At 64.2% G+C, this 14419-nt stretch carries 13 protein-coding genes; 2 read left to right on the forward strand and 11 right to left on the reverse strand.

Annotation, left to right across the window (positions count from 1 at the left end):
• The first annotated feature begins 16 nt into the window (after positions 1–16).
• Complete coding sequence (locus tag KA184_05310; protein MBP8128978.1) at positions 17–163, forward strand: hypothetical protein; 147 nt, start codon at positions 17–19, stop codon at positions 161–163.
• An 80-nt stretch (positions 164–243) separates the two neighbouring features.
• Here the strand turns inward: KA184_05310 and murG are convergent, their stop codons facing one another.
• The 11 genes from murG to mraZ form a co-directional block, all read right to left on the reverse strand.
• Positions 244–1356, reverse strand: coding sequence for an undecaprenyldiphospho-muramoylpentapeptide beta-N-acetylglucosaminyltransferase (gene murG / locus KA184_05315; GenBank protein MBP8128979.1), 1113 nt, complete (start codon positions 1354–1356; stop codon positions 244–246).
• A 97-nt stretch (positions 1357–1453) separates the two neighbouring features.
• Positions 1454–2584, reverse strand: a complete 1131-nt coding sequence (locus tag KA184_05320) for a cell division protein FtsW (GenBank protein ID MBP8128980.1) — start codon at positions 2582–2584, stop codon at positions 1454–1456.
• Between the two features lie 2 nt (positions 2585–2586).
• The gene (murD, locus tag KA184_05325) at positions 2587–3942 is read right to left on the reverse strand and encodes a UDP-N-acetylmuramoyl-L-alanine--D-glutamate ligase (GenBank protein ID MBP8128981.1); all 1356 of its coding nucleotides are present in this window, start codon (positions 3940–3942) and stop codon (positions 2587–2589) included.
• Positions 3943–3951: 9 nt separating this feature from the next.
• Positions 3952–5436 carry a phospho-N-acetylmuramoyl-pentapeptide-transferase gene (gene mraY, locus KA184_05330; GenBank protein MBP8128982.1) on the reverse strand — a complete coding sequence of 495 codons (1485 nt, stop codon included), beginning with the start codon at positions 5434–5436 and terminating at the stop codon, positions 3952–3954.
• Positions 5437–5586: 150 nt separating this feature from the next.
• Complete coding sequence (gene murF / locus KA184_05335; GenBank protein ID MBP8128983.1) at positions 5587–6954, reverse strand: UDP-N-acetylmuramoyl-tripeptide--D-alanyl-D-alanine ligase; 1368 nt, start codon at positions 6952–6954, stop codon at positions 5587–5589.
• Complete coding sequence (locus KA184_05340; protein MBP8128984.1) at positions 6954–8420, reverse strand: UDP-N-acetylmuramoyl-L-alanyl-D-glutamate--2,6-diaminopimelate ligase; 1467 nt, start codon at positions 8418–8420, stop codon at positions 6954–6956. The genes murF and KA184_05340 overlap by 1 nt, the downstream gene beginning before the upstream one ends.
• Positions 8398–10551 (reverse strand): transpeptidase family protein, encoded by a 2154-nt coding sequence (locus KA184_05345; GenBank protein MBP8128985.1) that lies wholly within the window; start codon positions 10549–10551, stop codon positions 8398–8400. The genes KA184_05340 and KA184_05345 overlap by 23 nt, the downstream gene beginning before the upstream one ends.
• A gap of 24 nt (positions 10552–10575) precedes the next feature.
• Positions 10576–11085 carry a hypothetical protein gene (locus KA184_05350; protein ID MBP8128986.1) on the reverse strand — a complete coding sequence of 170 codons (510 nt, stop codon included), beginning with the start codon at positions 11083–11085 and terminating at the stop codon, positions 10576–10578.
• Positions 11082–12017 carry a 16S rRNA (cytosine(1402)-N(4))-methyltransferase RsmH gene (gene rsmH / locus KA184_05355; GenBank protein MBP8128987.1) on the reverse strand — a complete coding sequence of 312 codons (936 nt, stop codon included), beginning with the start codon at positions 12015–12017 and terminating at the stop codon, positions 11082–11084. Before rsmH ends, KA184_05350 begins: the two co-directional genes overlap by 4 nt.
• Positions 12018–12056: 39 nt before the next feature.
• Positions 12057–12401 carry an STAS domain-containing protein gene (locus KA184_05360; protein ID MBP8128988.1) on the reverse strand — a complete coding sequence of 115 codons (345 nt, stop codon included), beginning with the start codon at positions 12399–12401 and terminating at the stop codon, positions 12057–12059.
• A gap of 23 nt (positions 12402–12424) precedes the next feature.
• Complete coding sequence (gene mraZ, locus KA184_05365) at positions 12425–12931, reverse strand: division/cell wall cluster transcriptional repressor MraZ (protein ID MBP8128989.1); 507 nt, start codon at positions 12929–12931, stop codon at positions 12425–12427.
• 449 nt (positions 12932–13380) lie between these two features.
• Between mraZ and KA184_05370 the strand changes: the two genes are divergently transcribed.
• Positions 13381–14406 carry a hypothetical protein gene (locus KA184_05370; GenBank protein ID MBP8128990.1) on the forward strand — a complete coding sequence of 342 codons (1026 nt, stop codon included), beginning with the start codon at positions 13381–13383 and terminating at the stop codon, positions 14404–14406.
• The last annotated feature ends 13 nt before the right edge of the window (positions 14407–14419 follow it).

The raw sequence follows: 14419 nt of genomic DNA on the forward strand, positions 1-14419 counted from the left end.
TCAGGGAGGCGCCCCAATGACCAACCGGGGATTAGACGCTTCGAAAGCGCTGCTGGAGCTCATTCTCGGAATCCAGGCGTTGTTTGCGCTGGTTGTCGGCCTGCTCTTTACGCTCATGCTCTTCTTCGGCGAACCCGTCGAAGAACAGACAGGGGAACAATGAATCTGCCTTTGTCGCCGAGTTCGGAACCGGTTGCGTCCGCATGGCCGCGCGGGCCTGGTGCCCCGACCGCGACCGGATAGTCAGGAACCGGCGGGCTTCCCGGCGCTGAAGAGCAGGTCAAACAAGTCGTCGACCAGGGCTTCCGCGGCGTCAGGATGCCCCAGGCTTCTCGCGGCGCGGCCCATTCGCTCACGGTCTTCCGGACTGGCGAGCAGCCGCCGGATTTCCTCCGCCAGGCGCGGGCCCGTGCAGTCGTCGTTGAGCAGCATGAGCGCGGCGCCGGTTTCGGCAAAGGCGCGCGCGTTCTCTTCCTGGTGGTTGTCGGTGGCGTGCGGATACGGGATGAGAATGGACGGCTTGCCGAGGACGGCGATTTCGGCGGTGGTCGACGCGCCCGCGCGGCCGACGATGAGGTCCGCCGCGGCTGATGCGGTCACCATGTCCTCAATAAAATGGAAGACACGCACGGTCGCCTTGAGTTCCGCGGCAAGTTCGCGCGCGGCGGAGGCGTCCTCGGCGCCCGTCATCCAGAGGAATTGAGCATCCTCGGGCGCGAAGGCAGGCAGTGCGCCGGTCATGGCTCGGTTGATGGCGCCCGCGCCCTGGCTGCCGCCTGTCACGAGCACGACCGGCCTGCCGGGGTCGAGTTCAAGGCGGCGCTTGGCCTCGGCCGCGCCGGGCGGCTGGACAAAGCCCGCGCGCACGGGATTGCCGACCACGCGCGCGTTTTCACGCGGGTAGTCGCCGAGCGTATCGGGAAAGCTGAGATAAATGCGCCGGGCTTTCCCCGCCAGCATGTGGTTGGCCATGCCAATGCGCTTGTTCTGTTCGTGCAGCACGGTGGGCGCGCCGAAACGCTGGGCCGCCCACAACAGCGGCAGCGAGACGTAGCCGCCGACTCCGATAACGACGTGCGGGTCGAACTTGCGAAGCAGCGTTGTGGCGCGGGCGAGTCCCGCGGCAAGTTTTACGGCGACCCAGGCGCGACGCACAATGGCTTTGCGCGGCCAACCCTCGACAGGCACGGTGCGAAAGGGAATCTCGTTGGCCGCCGCAATCCGTTGTTCCAGCCCGCCCTCGCGTCCGACCCACTGCAAGAGCAGTTGGGGGTCCCGCTTGCGCAGTTCCTCGACAATAGCGAGCGCGGGCGAAGTGTGGCCGCCCGTGCCGCCGCCGGTAATCATGACTTTCATGGGGCCGCCTCCGCGTGAGCAACAGACTCAATGCCGGCCAATTGCGTTTATGACATCTGCTGCCTTCTCTCGCAGGATACCAATTTGGCCTCTCGAATTAGTAGGCCGGAAGCGGCTGTTGACCCGGCACGATGGAACGGCCGCCCGTTTCCTCCTGATGGACCTGGGCCCCGATGTTCACCAGCACACCCGCACAGGCCAGAAACACGACCAAAGCCGTGCCGCCGTAACTGATGAACGGCAGCGGCATGCCCTTGGTCGGCAGGAGCCCGACGGTGACGGCCATGATGAACGCCGCCTGAAAGGTGGTCCAGACGGCGCAGCCGCAGGCAAGCATGCTGCCGAACATGTCCGGCGCTTTCAGTACAATCCGGAATGCCGCTAACGCAAACCCCATGAACAGGGCCACAATAAAGAGCGAACCGAAGAGGCCCCGCTCTTCGCCAATCACCGAGAAGATAAAGTCCGTGTGAGCGGCGAAAAGGTAGTCCAATTTTTGTTCCCCGGCCCCGAGCCCCTGCCCCCAGAGCTCTCCCTGCGCAAACCCGCGCAGCGACTGGACCAACTGGAAGCTCGCGTCATCGCGATGCGCGGCCGGGTCCAGGAACGCGAGCAGCCGGTCGAAACGGTACGGCGTCTTGATCGCGATATAAATCACGCCGGCCACGCCGGCCACGCCGGTCAGCACAAGATAGATGAAATGGATGCCCGCGTTCCACATCACAATCAGGGAAACGCCGAGCAGCACGGCGGGCAGACCCAGGTCATTCTCCTTGTAAATGAGATATGCGTACAGGCCGGTCATGAAGAAGGGCGGAACAAAGCCCCGGAAGAGTTCCTTGGCATGCATGCGGTTCATGGTGAGCTTGACGGCGAGCCAGAGCAGGAGCGCGAACTTGGCTATCTCCGAGGGCTGGAACTGGAACGCTCCTATTTTGAGCCAACGGCGCGCACCGTCAACCTCGACGCCGAAAGGCGGAAAGAGCACCAGCACCAGCATGACGAGAGCAGCAAGGTTGATGACGCTGTAGAACTTCGCTTCGCCCAGCCGGTGATAGTCAAATCGGGCGAGCAGAAAGAACACCAGCAGGCCGACGCCGGCATAGGCAATCTGGCGGTGCAGCAGGCCGTAGCCGTCGCTGGCGCCGGTGGCGCTGTAAACCATGAGCACCCCGCAGGCGACCAGGATCAAAACGATCAATATGAGGGCTGTGGTTTCCCGTTGCATGACTAGACCTCCTCGGTATGAGCCCGGGATGCGATGGCCCGCACGCAGGCTTTGAAGTGGCGGCCCCGTTCCTCGAAACTCTTGTACCTGTCAAAACTCGCGCACGCGGGCGATAGCAGCAGCGCATCCCCCGCGGCGGCGCGCGCGCGCGCGCGCGCCACGGCATCTTCCATGTCCGCCGCGCGTGTCGTAGGCGCGAACGGGCCAAGTTCGTCCTCGATGCGCGCCGCGTCTTCGCCCAGCGTAATAATCGCCTTAACGCGCGCCTGCACCAGCGGCCCCAGGACGCTGTAACTGCTCCCCTTGCCCCGCCCCCCGGCGATCAGGACCACAGGCCGCGCAAAACTCTCGAGCGCGACCCGCAGACTGTCGATATTGGTGGACTTCGAGTCGTTAAAATAATCTACGCCGTCAACAGTCGCTACGTACTCGATACGATGCTCGACCCCCTGGAACGCGCGCAGTCCGGCAAGCACATCCTCCTGCGGAAAGGCTCCCGCCCGCATCATGGCAAGCGCCGCGGCGATATTCTGGGCGTTGTGGCGTCCGGGAAGAGGCGAATCGGCCGCCGCAGCCACCTGTTCAGAGCCCCAGCGGTACACCCGCCCGTCAAACCAGACCCCCGCGGCAACGGGGCGTTCCAGACTGAACCCCGCCCGCTCGACGCCCGGGCGCGTCTGCATCGGTGCGACCCAGGGGTCGTCTTCGTTCAGAACGGCAATATCGCCTTCGCGCTGGAACGCGAACAGGCGCGCTTTCGCGGCGGCGTAGCCCTCCATCGTCTTATGCCGGGCAAGATGGTCCGGCGTCAGGTTAAGCACGCAACCGATCCAGGGACGGAACGACGCGGCGGCTTCGAGCTGATAGCTGCTCACCTCGAGCACAATGAATTCGGGAATGGGCTCCGCCATGACGGCGGCGGAAAAGGGCAGGGCGTTGTTGCCCGCGAGCAGCACGGAGAGACGGCAGGCCGAGACCATGGCCCGCAGGAGTTCAGTTGTGGTCGTCTTGCCGTTGGTGCCCGTGACGGCGAGCACGCGGGAGTGGCAGTGCCACGAGGCAACTTCCAGTTCTCCAAGGACGGGCACGCCGCGCGCCCGGATTTCACGCAGCGGTATCGCATCAAGAGGCACGCCGGGGCTGGGCACACAGAGGTCCGCGCCGTCTATGGCCCGGTCGGTGTGCCGCCCGGTTTCGTAGGCGACGCCCAAGCCGTCGAGGGCCGCGCACAACGCGGGCTTCCCCGGACCAGACTCGCTCACAAAAGGCCGCGCGCCGCACTGGAGCAGCAGCCGCGCGAGCGCCACGGCCGTTTCGCCCAGGCCGATAATGACGACTCTGTTTCCTCGCAGCTCCAACGCGGCTTCCTAACGCAGTTTCAGTGTGCCCATGCTCATAATCGCGAAGAGGATCGCGATGATGTAGAAGCGCATGGTGACTTTGGTTTCGGACCAGCCTAGAAGTTCGAAGTGATGGTGCAACGGGGCCATCCGGAAGACACGGCGGCCCGTGAGCTTGAACGACGCAACCTGGACCAACACGCTGAGCGCCTCTAGCACGAAGAGGCCCGCGACAATAGGGAGAAGCAATTCCTGCTTGGTGAGGATAGCCATGGTGCCGAGAGCGCCGCCGAGGGCCAGCGAACCGGTGTCGCCCATGAAGATCTCGGCCGGATGCGCATTGAACCAGAGAAACCCGAGACCCGCGCCGAGAATAGCGGCGCCGAAAACGAACAGTTCCACCGCCTCGGGCACGTAGGTAAGGTACAAGTAGTGCGACCAGTCAGAACGGCTGACGATGTACGCGATGCCTGTATAAGCCATGAGCGAAATGATGGAAACGCCCGCTGCGAGACCGTCCAGCCCGTCCGTGAGATTCACCGCGTTCGAGATTGACACTATCACGAAGATGACAAAGAACAGATAGAAGAAGCCAAGTGGAATGAGCAGGTTCTTGAAACCGGGCACGTTGATCTTCGTGTGCAGGTCGGAACCGCTGCCGACAAGCTGAGCCGGAAGCGCGGTTTCGAGAAGCATCCGGTTCCGCCGCAGCAGCTCGGGGCGCTCCAGGGACGCTGCATCGCGCCCGGCCAGGCTGGCCAGTTCCTCCGACATCTCCCGGCCCGCCCAGACCGTCGGCTCGTAGAAATCCGGCTGGTCGAGGAGCCGGTCCAGGCCGCGGATGATCGCCCGTTCCTGCGTATCGGTCATGCGCAATTGGCCCAGCGCCCCGCGGACGGCCTGCTGTGCTTCCTCGTCGAGCCATTCCCAGACACGCCCGTTCGGCGAGTCCGCCGGGGCCGCCGCGCCAGCAGCGAGGGCGTTCACGAGGCCGGGCCAGTCCCGAACGTCGTTCGGGGCAACGTCCATGGCTCCGACGGTAATCGGTTTCACCACGAGGTACACGCCGAGGACGGCGCCGGTCGCAATCTGGCCGATAAATTTGGCGCGGGCGCTGAGCCCCTCGTTGCGTTTGCGGCGCAGCTTGGTATAGTCGTCGATGAAGCCCACGACGCCCAGGGCGCAAAATACAAAAACCGCAAGCCACAACAGACGATTCGCCAGAGTGCTCCACAGCAGCAGCGCGAGCAGGGTTGCCAGGATAATCATGGCGCCGCCCATCGTGGGGGTGCCGGCTTTGCCCTTGTGGAGTTCGTGCAGGTCCGAAACGTGCTCCTTGCGGATGTACTGGCCGATCTTGAGCGAGGTCAGCAGGCGGATAATGGCGGGGCCAAAAAAGATGCAGAACAGGAAGGCGGTGACGGCCGCGCCGCCCGCGCGAACGGTGTGATAGGCGAAAACGTTGAACGGCCCGAAAAGGGGCACGAGTTGCATCGCCAGATAATAGAGCATAACCGCTGTTACCGCCTCGAAATTACTGGTGAAATTCCTTGTGCATGCCCTGCGCGAGCCGCCGCACCTGGGCGGCAACGTTCCTGATCTGCCGGTGCCAGACTACGGCCACCACCCCCGCCATCGTCAAGAAGGCCATTACCAAGCTGTTCATAGCGCGTTCTCCCCGGGCTGCTCCGCGTAGATGACGCGTAGCGCCTCAATCACCTTCTCCATGCGCATGCCGCGCGAACCTTTCACCAGAAGCACGTCGCCGGGCCGCGCCTGCGCCGCGATCGCCTCGGCCATGGCCCGGTGTTCGTCTATGACGGCCGCGTCCGGGACGCCCGCCGCACGGGCCGCGCCAGTCATATCGGGGGCGTGAGGACCGCGCGCGTAAAGGTGCGCGACCCGTGCCGCGGCCGCGCGCGCGCCGGCCTCGCCATGGAGTTCGCGGGCGGCGCCGCCCAATTCAAGCATCTCCCCGAGCGCCGCGAAGCGCGCGCCAGCCGAAGGCCTGTCGGCCAGCGCCTGGAGCGCGGCGGCCATGCTCGCGGGATTCGCGTTGTACGAATCATCCAGGATTTCCAGCGGGCCCATGCGCACGACACGGAAATGCGCCATCCGGGCGCAGGCTTCGCGCAAGGGGCCTTCGAATTCGTCTATGCCGTGGCGCAATCCCACCGCGACGGCCAGCAGTACGTTGACGGCATGAGCGCGCACGGCCAGCGGCAGGCGCAACCGGCCCACCGGCTCGATCTCGAGCGCCATTTCGCCGGAGGGGGCGAAGCCGCACGAGCGCAGCACGACATCGCCCGAACCGCCGAAACGCACCTTCTCGCCGGGAAATCGGCCTGCAATTTCCATGCAACGTGTGTCGTCCGTGTTGACATAGAAGCAGCCGTCCGAGGGCAGCGCATCGACGATTTCGCCCTTGGCGCGTGCCACGGCTTCGATACTGCCGAATCCTTCGAGATGGGCGGGCGCGATGAGGGTGATGGCGGATTCGTCGGGCTGAACCAGCATGCACAAGCCCGCAATCTCGCCCGGGTGGTTGGCGCCCAGTTCGAGCACGCCGAATTCCGTGGCGGCGTCCATGCGCAGCAGTGAAATTGGGCAGCCGATCTCGTTGTTGAGGTTGCCTTCCGTTCCGGCAACGAGAAAACGCGAGCCGAGCACGGAAACGGTGAGGTCCTTCGCCGTGGTCTTGCCGCAGGATCCGGTTATGGCGAGCACCGGAATGTCCAATTGCGCGCGGTGATACGCGGCGAATGCCTGAAGCGCGCGCAGCGGCTCGTCCACGACCACGCAGGGGCCTTCCGGATGGACCCCGCGGCACAAGGCCCCCGCCGCGCCCTTCCGGAACGCTTCCGGCACGAACGCTTCCGCGTCGAAATTCGGCCCGCGCAAGGCCACGAACAGGTCGCCGGGGCGCAATTGGCGGGTATCGGTGGACACGGACGAAAAGGCGGCATCCGCCGCGGGGGTGGGCGCGCCGACGGTCTGCGCGAGGCGAGTCACTGTGTATTCCCAAGGCATCAGCAACGCTCCTCGAGCAGTTTGCGCGCCACCTCACGGTCATCGAAGTGATGCTTCGTCTTTCCGATGATCTGGTAGTCTTCATGCCCCTTGCCGGCGATAAGGACCAGGTCGCCGGTCTCCGCCATGCCCAGCGCATGCGCGATAGCCTCGGCGCGATTCTCGATGACGGCGTAGTCCTCGCCTTTTCGCTTGTTCGCAGACTGGATGCCCGCCTCGACATCGAGCAAGATGCGCAGCGGGTCTTCCGTGCGGGGATTGTCGGAGGTGACCACCGCGTAGGTCGCCAGTTCGGCGGCGACGCGGCCCATCTTCGGACGTTTGCCACGGTCCCGGTCGCCGCCGCATCCGAAGACGAGGATTACGCGCTCGTTGCATAAGGCGCGCGCCGCGGTGAGCACGTTACGCAGCGCGTCATCCGTGTGCGCGTAATCCACCACGACCTGGAAGTCCTGTCCGGCGTCTATGGGCTCGAAACGCCCGGGCACGCAGGGCATCGCCGCGATGCCCTCGGCCACCACGCCAACGGGGATACCGAAACCGCCGCAAACGGCGGCGGCGCACAACGCGTTGCTTACGTTGTGCTCGCCCAGCAGCGCCATCGCGACTTCCGCTTCGCCCCAGGGGGATTCCATGTGAAACGTGGTCCGGCGCAGTTCCGCCCGTACGCGCGTGGCGCGGCAATCGCCGCGTTTCCCGAAGGTGTAGCAGGGAACCTGGGATGCCGCGAGGAAACAGTCCGCAGAAGGGTCATCGCGGTTGACCACGGCAAACCGCCCCGGGCCGTGCAGGCGGTGAAAGAGCTTCAATTTGGCGTGCCGGTAGGTGTCCATGTCCTGGTGGTAATCGAGATGGTCCTGGGTCAGATTGGTGAAAGCGGCGGCCTGAAATTCGATGCCGGCGACGCGGTCCTGGTCCAGCGCGTGGGAGCTGACCTCCATCACGACGTGCGTCATCCCCTTTCCGCGCGCCAGCGCAAAGTGCTCGGCCAGAGTTTCGGCGAAGGGCGTCGTGTGCGGCGCGGGGCTGGCTTGGCCCGCGACCTCATAGCCCAGCGTGCCGAATTTGGCCGCGCGCAATCCCGCGGCCTGGAGGATGGAATGAATAAGGAAAACCGTGCTGGACTTGCCGTTGGTGCCGGTCACCCCGATGACGACAAGATGCTCCGACGGATTTCCATGCAGCGCATGGGCGATAATCCCCGCGGCTGCGCGCGGCGCGGAACACCCAACGTAGGGCAGCCCGCACAGTTCCGCAAGTTCCGTTCTGTTGCCCAGGATGGCCACGGCGCCGGCGGTCGCGGCCTGGGGTGCAAATGCGTGGCCATCGGCGGTTTCGCCCTGCACCGCTATAAAAAGGCTGCCGGGCCGAACCTTGCGGGAATCCTCGGTGACAGCGTCAAACGTGAAGTCACGCCCCGGCGAGGGGCCGAGACCTAGCGTCTCACATAGTTGTTGTCTGGTCATGCTGGGGCCCCATATGGCGGTTCGAGAACAGGAGCCGGCACACCCCCACCTGAGTAATCGGGGTGCCGGCAGGGGGCTGTTGGGCGATCACGCGCCCCATGCCCTGAGGGGTCCAATCCAAGCCCAGTTCCATCAACCGTTGATGCGCTTCTGCTTTCGTCATGCCGGTGAAATCAGGCAGTCCTTGAACCCACTCCGTACCATCCCGCTCGCGCGTGACAAGTTCCACGTCGTCGAAGGAATCCAGGAAAAGGGTGCGCGCCCTCTCTTCCTTGGCGAGCACGACGCGGGGCCCCATGACATCGATGTCCTCCTCGGTGCCCGCTTCCGTGTCGATGTCTTCCTGGACGGGGTCAGGCTCGACCTGAAGGCGGATAAGTGCTTCCCGCATCACTTCCCGGAAAGCCGGCCCGCACACGTAGCCGCCGAAATGCCGCTTGATCATAGGTTCGTGAATGATGATCACGCCGACGAGACGCGGGTCGCGCACCGGCGCGAAACCCGCAAAAATGGCCGTAAACCGGTCTTTGTCGAAGCCGCGACGGTCTTTGTAAGCTATCTGCGCGGTCCCGGTTTTGCCGCCGACACGGTATTCGGGGATGCTCGCCATGGTGCCGGTGCCGTGCATGACCACCTGATGGCACAAGTCGCGCATGGTGGCCGATGTTTCCGGCGAGAGGATCGGGTGCGCCGGCGCGCCGCCCCCGCGATACAGGACCTCGCCGTCCCGGCTTTCCACACGGTCCAGCATGTACGGCTGGATGAGAAAGCCGCCGTTGGCAATCACGGCCATGGCACGGGCGATTTGAGGCATGGTCACGGCGATTTCCTGGCCGATGGGCAATGCGCCCATGGTGAGGCGGGTCCAGCTTTCCCGCGGATGGACGATGCCGGGTTCTTCGAAGGGCTGCAGGTCCTGCGTGCAGCGCACGCCGAACCCGAACCGATGAATCCATTCGGACAACGCGTCCGGGCCCAAGTCCCGCGCCACTTTCACGTGGCCGATGTTGCTCGACTCGGCGAACACCTCCGCGAAGGTCGCCTCGCCCATCTTATGGACGTCGCGGATCCAGTGGCCATAGGGATTGTACCGGCCCCACTCGCAGAAGACGGGGGTTCCGGGCGTAACAATGCCCTGTTCGAGCGCGGCGGAAGCCGTGACAATCTTGAAGACGGAGCCGGGCTCGAACACGTCGCGAAGCGCGCCGTTCTTCCACAGTTTTTCGTCGTACTCTTCAAAATGATTGGGGTCGAACGCGGGACGGTAGGCAAGGGCCAGGATAGCGCCGGTGCGCGCATCCATAATCATGCCCATGCCGCGCGCGGCGTTGCAGCGCGCCATGTTCGCCTCGATGGCCTGCTCGAGCGCGCGCTGGATGACCGCGTCGATGGTCAGATAGACGTGGTCTCCCCCTTCCGGCGGCCTGGATTCGAGTGTAAGAGAAGAAAGCAGGTTGCTGCGCCCGTCTTTTCGGCCCCGGTGTTCGCCGGGAACCGAGCGCAGCCACTTGTCAAATTCGAGTTCGATACCTTCGCAAGCGTTGCCGATGCGGTTGACAAAGCCCAGGAGCGGCGCGGCCACCATCTCCTGGGGGTAATAGCGCATGGGCTCGTAAACGACAAAGACGCCCTTGCCCGCGACCGCGGCTATCTGCTTGAGTTCCTCGCCGGAAACCTCGGTGACCCAGCGGCGCAGGTAGACAAACCGGCGCGGTTTGCCATCCTTGGTGCGCTTTGAGAGATTGGCGATCGTTTCGTCCTCGTCGATGCCCAATTCCAGGTTCAGGAGCAAGGCGACGCGTTCCGGCTCCTCGACCGTCTTGGGGTCGGCGCACAGCGCCGGGATCTTGTCGTCGGTGGCGAGGAGAATGCCGTTGGAGTCGTAGATGTTGCCCCGGGAAACATGGACGGAGACCAGCCCCTTGTGCACGTCGCCTTCCTTGCTCAGATACGCGGCTGGCAACAGGTGCGCGAACAGGACCTTGACGATGATGGCGCCGAAAGCGAAGGCGAAGAAGCCCATGGTCGCGTAAACACGCGCGCGGCGCCATTTATCGGGCATGGCCGCGTGAAACACGTCGTCGTCGCGTCGCGCACGCTGTCTTCCGGGAATTCCATGCAACGAAGACATAATGTGTCCTCCAGCAGCCGGCGGTCAGAACGAGCCGAGCTGGCTTTCCGGCGATTCGTCGAGCATCCAGGGTGCGACAGGGCCGGCAGCCGCGCGCCCGGGACCCGATGACCGGGCAGGGAGCGCGGGCGCGGCCGGAGCGTCCGGCGCGGACGATGAGCTGCTCGCGATTTCGAGTTTGGGCGGCTTCTCGTACAGCGCCTCCTCGAGGGGGTCGACCAGGATCGTCGCCACCTGGTCGGGCTGCGGCTCGACAAGCCCGAGGTCGGGCGCGCGGTTCTGGAGCTTCTCGATGGCAAGCCAGCGGGCCTGCTCGACATACAAGTCCCGCAGCCGCTCCTTGACCCGGCCAATCTCCGTCGTCGCCTCGAGAATCTGGTAGTCGGACCGCCAGATCTGCGTGTTCAGCCATACCTCGTAAAAGGCGGATGCGAACGGCGCAATGAACAGAGGCGCCCACCGGACCCAGCCGTACAGCGTGGCATGGCGCGCGCGCTTATCGCGCATACGCACGGCTCTTACATGGTCGCTCATAGTCGTTCCCCTACTCGCAGCCGCGCGCTCTTGGCGCGCGGGTTGTCCCGTATCTCTTCCTCAGCGGGGCGGAGCGGCGCGGGCGTCAACAACCGTATCCGCGGCGGGACGCATTCGCGCACGCGGCCATCGGGCCATAGCAGGCGCTGTTCCCGGGCGGCATCGCGCAGCACGGTCTTGCTGACCCTGTCTTCCGCGCTGTGAAAAGCGATGACGCACAGCCTGCCGCCAGGCCGCAGCGCGTCAATCGCCTGGCGCAGGCCCGCATCGAGAAATTCCAGCTCAGAGTTCGTGCTCATCCTCAGACTTTGAAATACTGTTCTCAGTTCGTCCGGTTCGCGGCCCGCGAACGGCAGCGCTTCGCGCACGGCCGCGGCAAGGTCGCCGGTGGTCCGCAGCGAGCCCGCCTCGCGGCGCCGCAGGATGGCCTTGGCGACCCGGCGGGCCGGGCGCACGTCGCCGAAGGCCTTCAGGTCGCGCACCAGTTCGTCGAATGAGACCGCCCCGAGATAATCAGCGGCGGTCCGCCCGGCCGTGGTGTCCATCCGCATGTCCAGCGGGGCGTCGACGGTCCACGAGAAGCCCCGGGCCTCCCCGGCGATCTGCATGCTGCTCAGGCCGCAATCCAGAAGCACGCCATCGGCCTGTGCCACGCCCTGCCCGTCGAGGATTTCGCGGAGCAGGCCGTAATTGCCATGCACGACGGTCACGCATTCAAATGTCTTGAGCCGCTCCCGCGCCAGGGCCACGGCGAGCGGGTCCCGGTCAATGGCGACCAGCCGGCCGGTAGTCAGGCGCTGCGCGATGAGCGCGGCATGCCCGCCGGCGCCGGCGGTGCCGTCCACGTATGTCCCCTCGGGCCGGACCCGCAGCCATTCGATGGCGGGGCCGGCCATGACGGGCACGTGCGGCAAATCGGCCTTGCCCGGCATGGGGCGTTCTCCGAGGCGCGGCGGCCGGGGAACCGGCCGCTACGCCGCCTTGCGATACGAGTCGATGGCGACGGTCTCGTCTTCGTAAATCTCGAAAAGGTGCAGAATCCCCGCCATGCGCATGATGCGCCGGGTGTAGAGATTCACGCCCGCAAGCCTCAAGTCGCCGCGGCAGGCGCGGAACTGGCGCAGGCACTCGACCAGAAGACCCAGTCCTAGATAACTAACAAAGTTTACATCCGTCAGGTTCACGACCAGCCGCGCGCGCTGGTCTTGCAGGCACCCGCCAAGGCTGAGGCGCAAGTCCTTCGCGCCTTCCTCGTCGAGGTCGCCCACCGGCCGCAATACCGTCACCGCTCCCGATTCCAGTCTGTGCACGTTCATGTTGGCGCCCTTTCTCCCTCGCGTTACAGGTCTGAGGTATTGTCAGTGCCGGCGCCTACCGCGACGACGGCACGCCCCTGATCGCTGGGCACGGCGCTAATACCCCGAGCCATATCCTTCAGCTGGGGTTCACGAACCTCCCGGAAGGCGCGCCATGCCTCCAGATTCCAGATTTCTATATGCTCTCCAACGCCGACAACCACCGCTTCCGTGCGCGGCTGCAGACCCGCGTGGTCGCGCAGGTAGGGCGCGAGAGGCATCCTGCCCTGGCCATCCAGCGCAACTTCTGTTACACTACCGAAGAGAAGCCGCCGGAAATCGAGCGCGTACGGGTCCATCGGCGCGTAGTGGCCGAAATGGTCCACGACCTTCTGCCACTCTTGATGTGGGTAAAGGAAAATGCAGTGGTCATAACCGCAAGCCATATACCAGTCCGAGTGCTTCAGCACACGCATGGTTTGCCGCAGGCGCGCCGGGATCGTAATCCTTGCCTTGTCGTCTATTGTTGTTTTCGTCTCGCCGTAATACATGGGGCTAACCATCTTTCCCCACGACAACCCACTTCATAGGACTTCTTGTAGCAATTCTGCTGCTCATTGTCAAGAGTCTTTTTTTCATCACGATGGGACCGCTTGTTCGCCGTACTCGAAATCGCACATCCTTGAGAAGATTATGACCACAATATGTAGTGTTCGATTGGGCGAAAGCAGTTTATAGTAACGCAATATGTCGAAATTGCGGAAGTTGCTATTCTTGCACATTTCATGCACCTGAATACTGGAAAGGAAAGTGGTTGATCGTGGGGACAATTCCTGCACCCGCGCGCACGTTTCCCCCACTTCGCCCCACCGCCGCCGTGAGACGGGGTTTCCATGAGCCGGCAACGCCGGGCCTGCGCCGTTTGCGATTTCCATCGCAGCCCGCCATGATGCTACAATCAAGGTGAAGGCTGCGGGAAGGCTAGAAGGAGTGTTTTGCCATGACGCGCGCGGCGACTTCGAAGGGTGACAGAGGGTCTGCGCTGAAGGCCCTGCTCATCGTGGTGATAGGCGCGGGAGTGGTCGCACTGGCCGTCGGCCTTATCCTTTTCCGTGAACCCGCCCGGGAGACCCCGCCCCCACCATCCGCGCCGTCCGCGCCCGCGCCTGTCATTGAGGAACAGCCCGCGGCCGAGGCGCCTCGCGTAATCACCGCTCCCTATGGCAAGAGCGAGTATGCGGCCGCGATAGAAGACGGATTGACCTTTGCCGCGGAACATCATCTTTACCATCGCCGGGATTGGCAGATCTACTGTATCCTGGACTTTTTGCGGCGGAAATTCGGGCTGGATGATAAATACGAGATAGCGAATACGTGCCCTCCGGAGTTGCTGGAGGTGGAGGACCGCAAGACAGCGCACCTGCTTGGCCGATTCGTGGACCCGGCGCACCGTATCGAACAGGCAGACCTTGACGCGGCCGGCGACCCAATCACGGAGACGATGGCGCGCACGATGTACTGCGACTTGTATCCGGTCGATGCCGCTTTCGTGGACCGGACTCTGTCCATTATTGCCCAGGCAACTCCGCCCGACAATCAGCTCGCCGGTTACGTGAAGACCCATTTCATCATGAGTCTTCAATGGCTCGCGGAAAACGGCTGCGCAGGCGCGTTTCCCCAGATTCTCGCGGCGCGAGACAGCTTCGCGGACGTGCTGTGCGGCATCGTAGAGCAAGAGAAGGCAAGTACGGACCTCGCTTTTGAAGCGATGGCATTCCTGTTCTATCTGGGTTTCGGGGACCGCGTGAACGAGGCGTGGGTGGCAGTCCTGGCCACGCGACAATTGCCAAGCGGCGGGTGGGTTTACGATCCCGAGCAAAACCGCGATGACCCGGGACACGGCCACCCGACGGTCCTGGCGGTCTGGGTGCTGCTGGAACACGCCCTGCCGGATACGCCGCATATGCCCTGGCTGGGCCGCGCCGGCGATGACGCGTCCTCGGGAAAGACCGGTCCGGGTCAGTAGAAAGTACGGTTAT

Source organism: Candidatus Hydrogenedentota bacterium, assembly GCA_018005585.1.
Taxonomy (GTDB): Bacteria; Hydrogenedentota; Hydrogenedentia; order Hydrogenedentales; family JAGMZX01; genus JAGMZX01.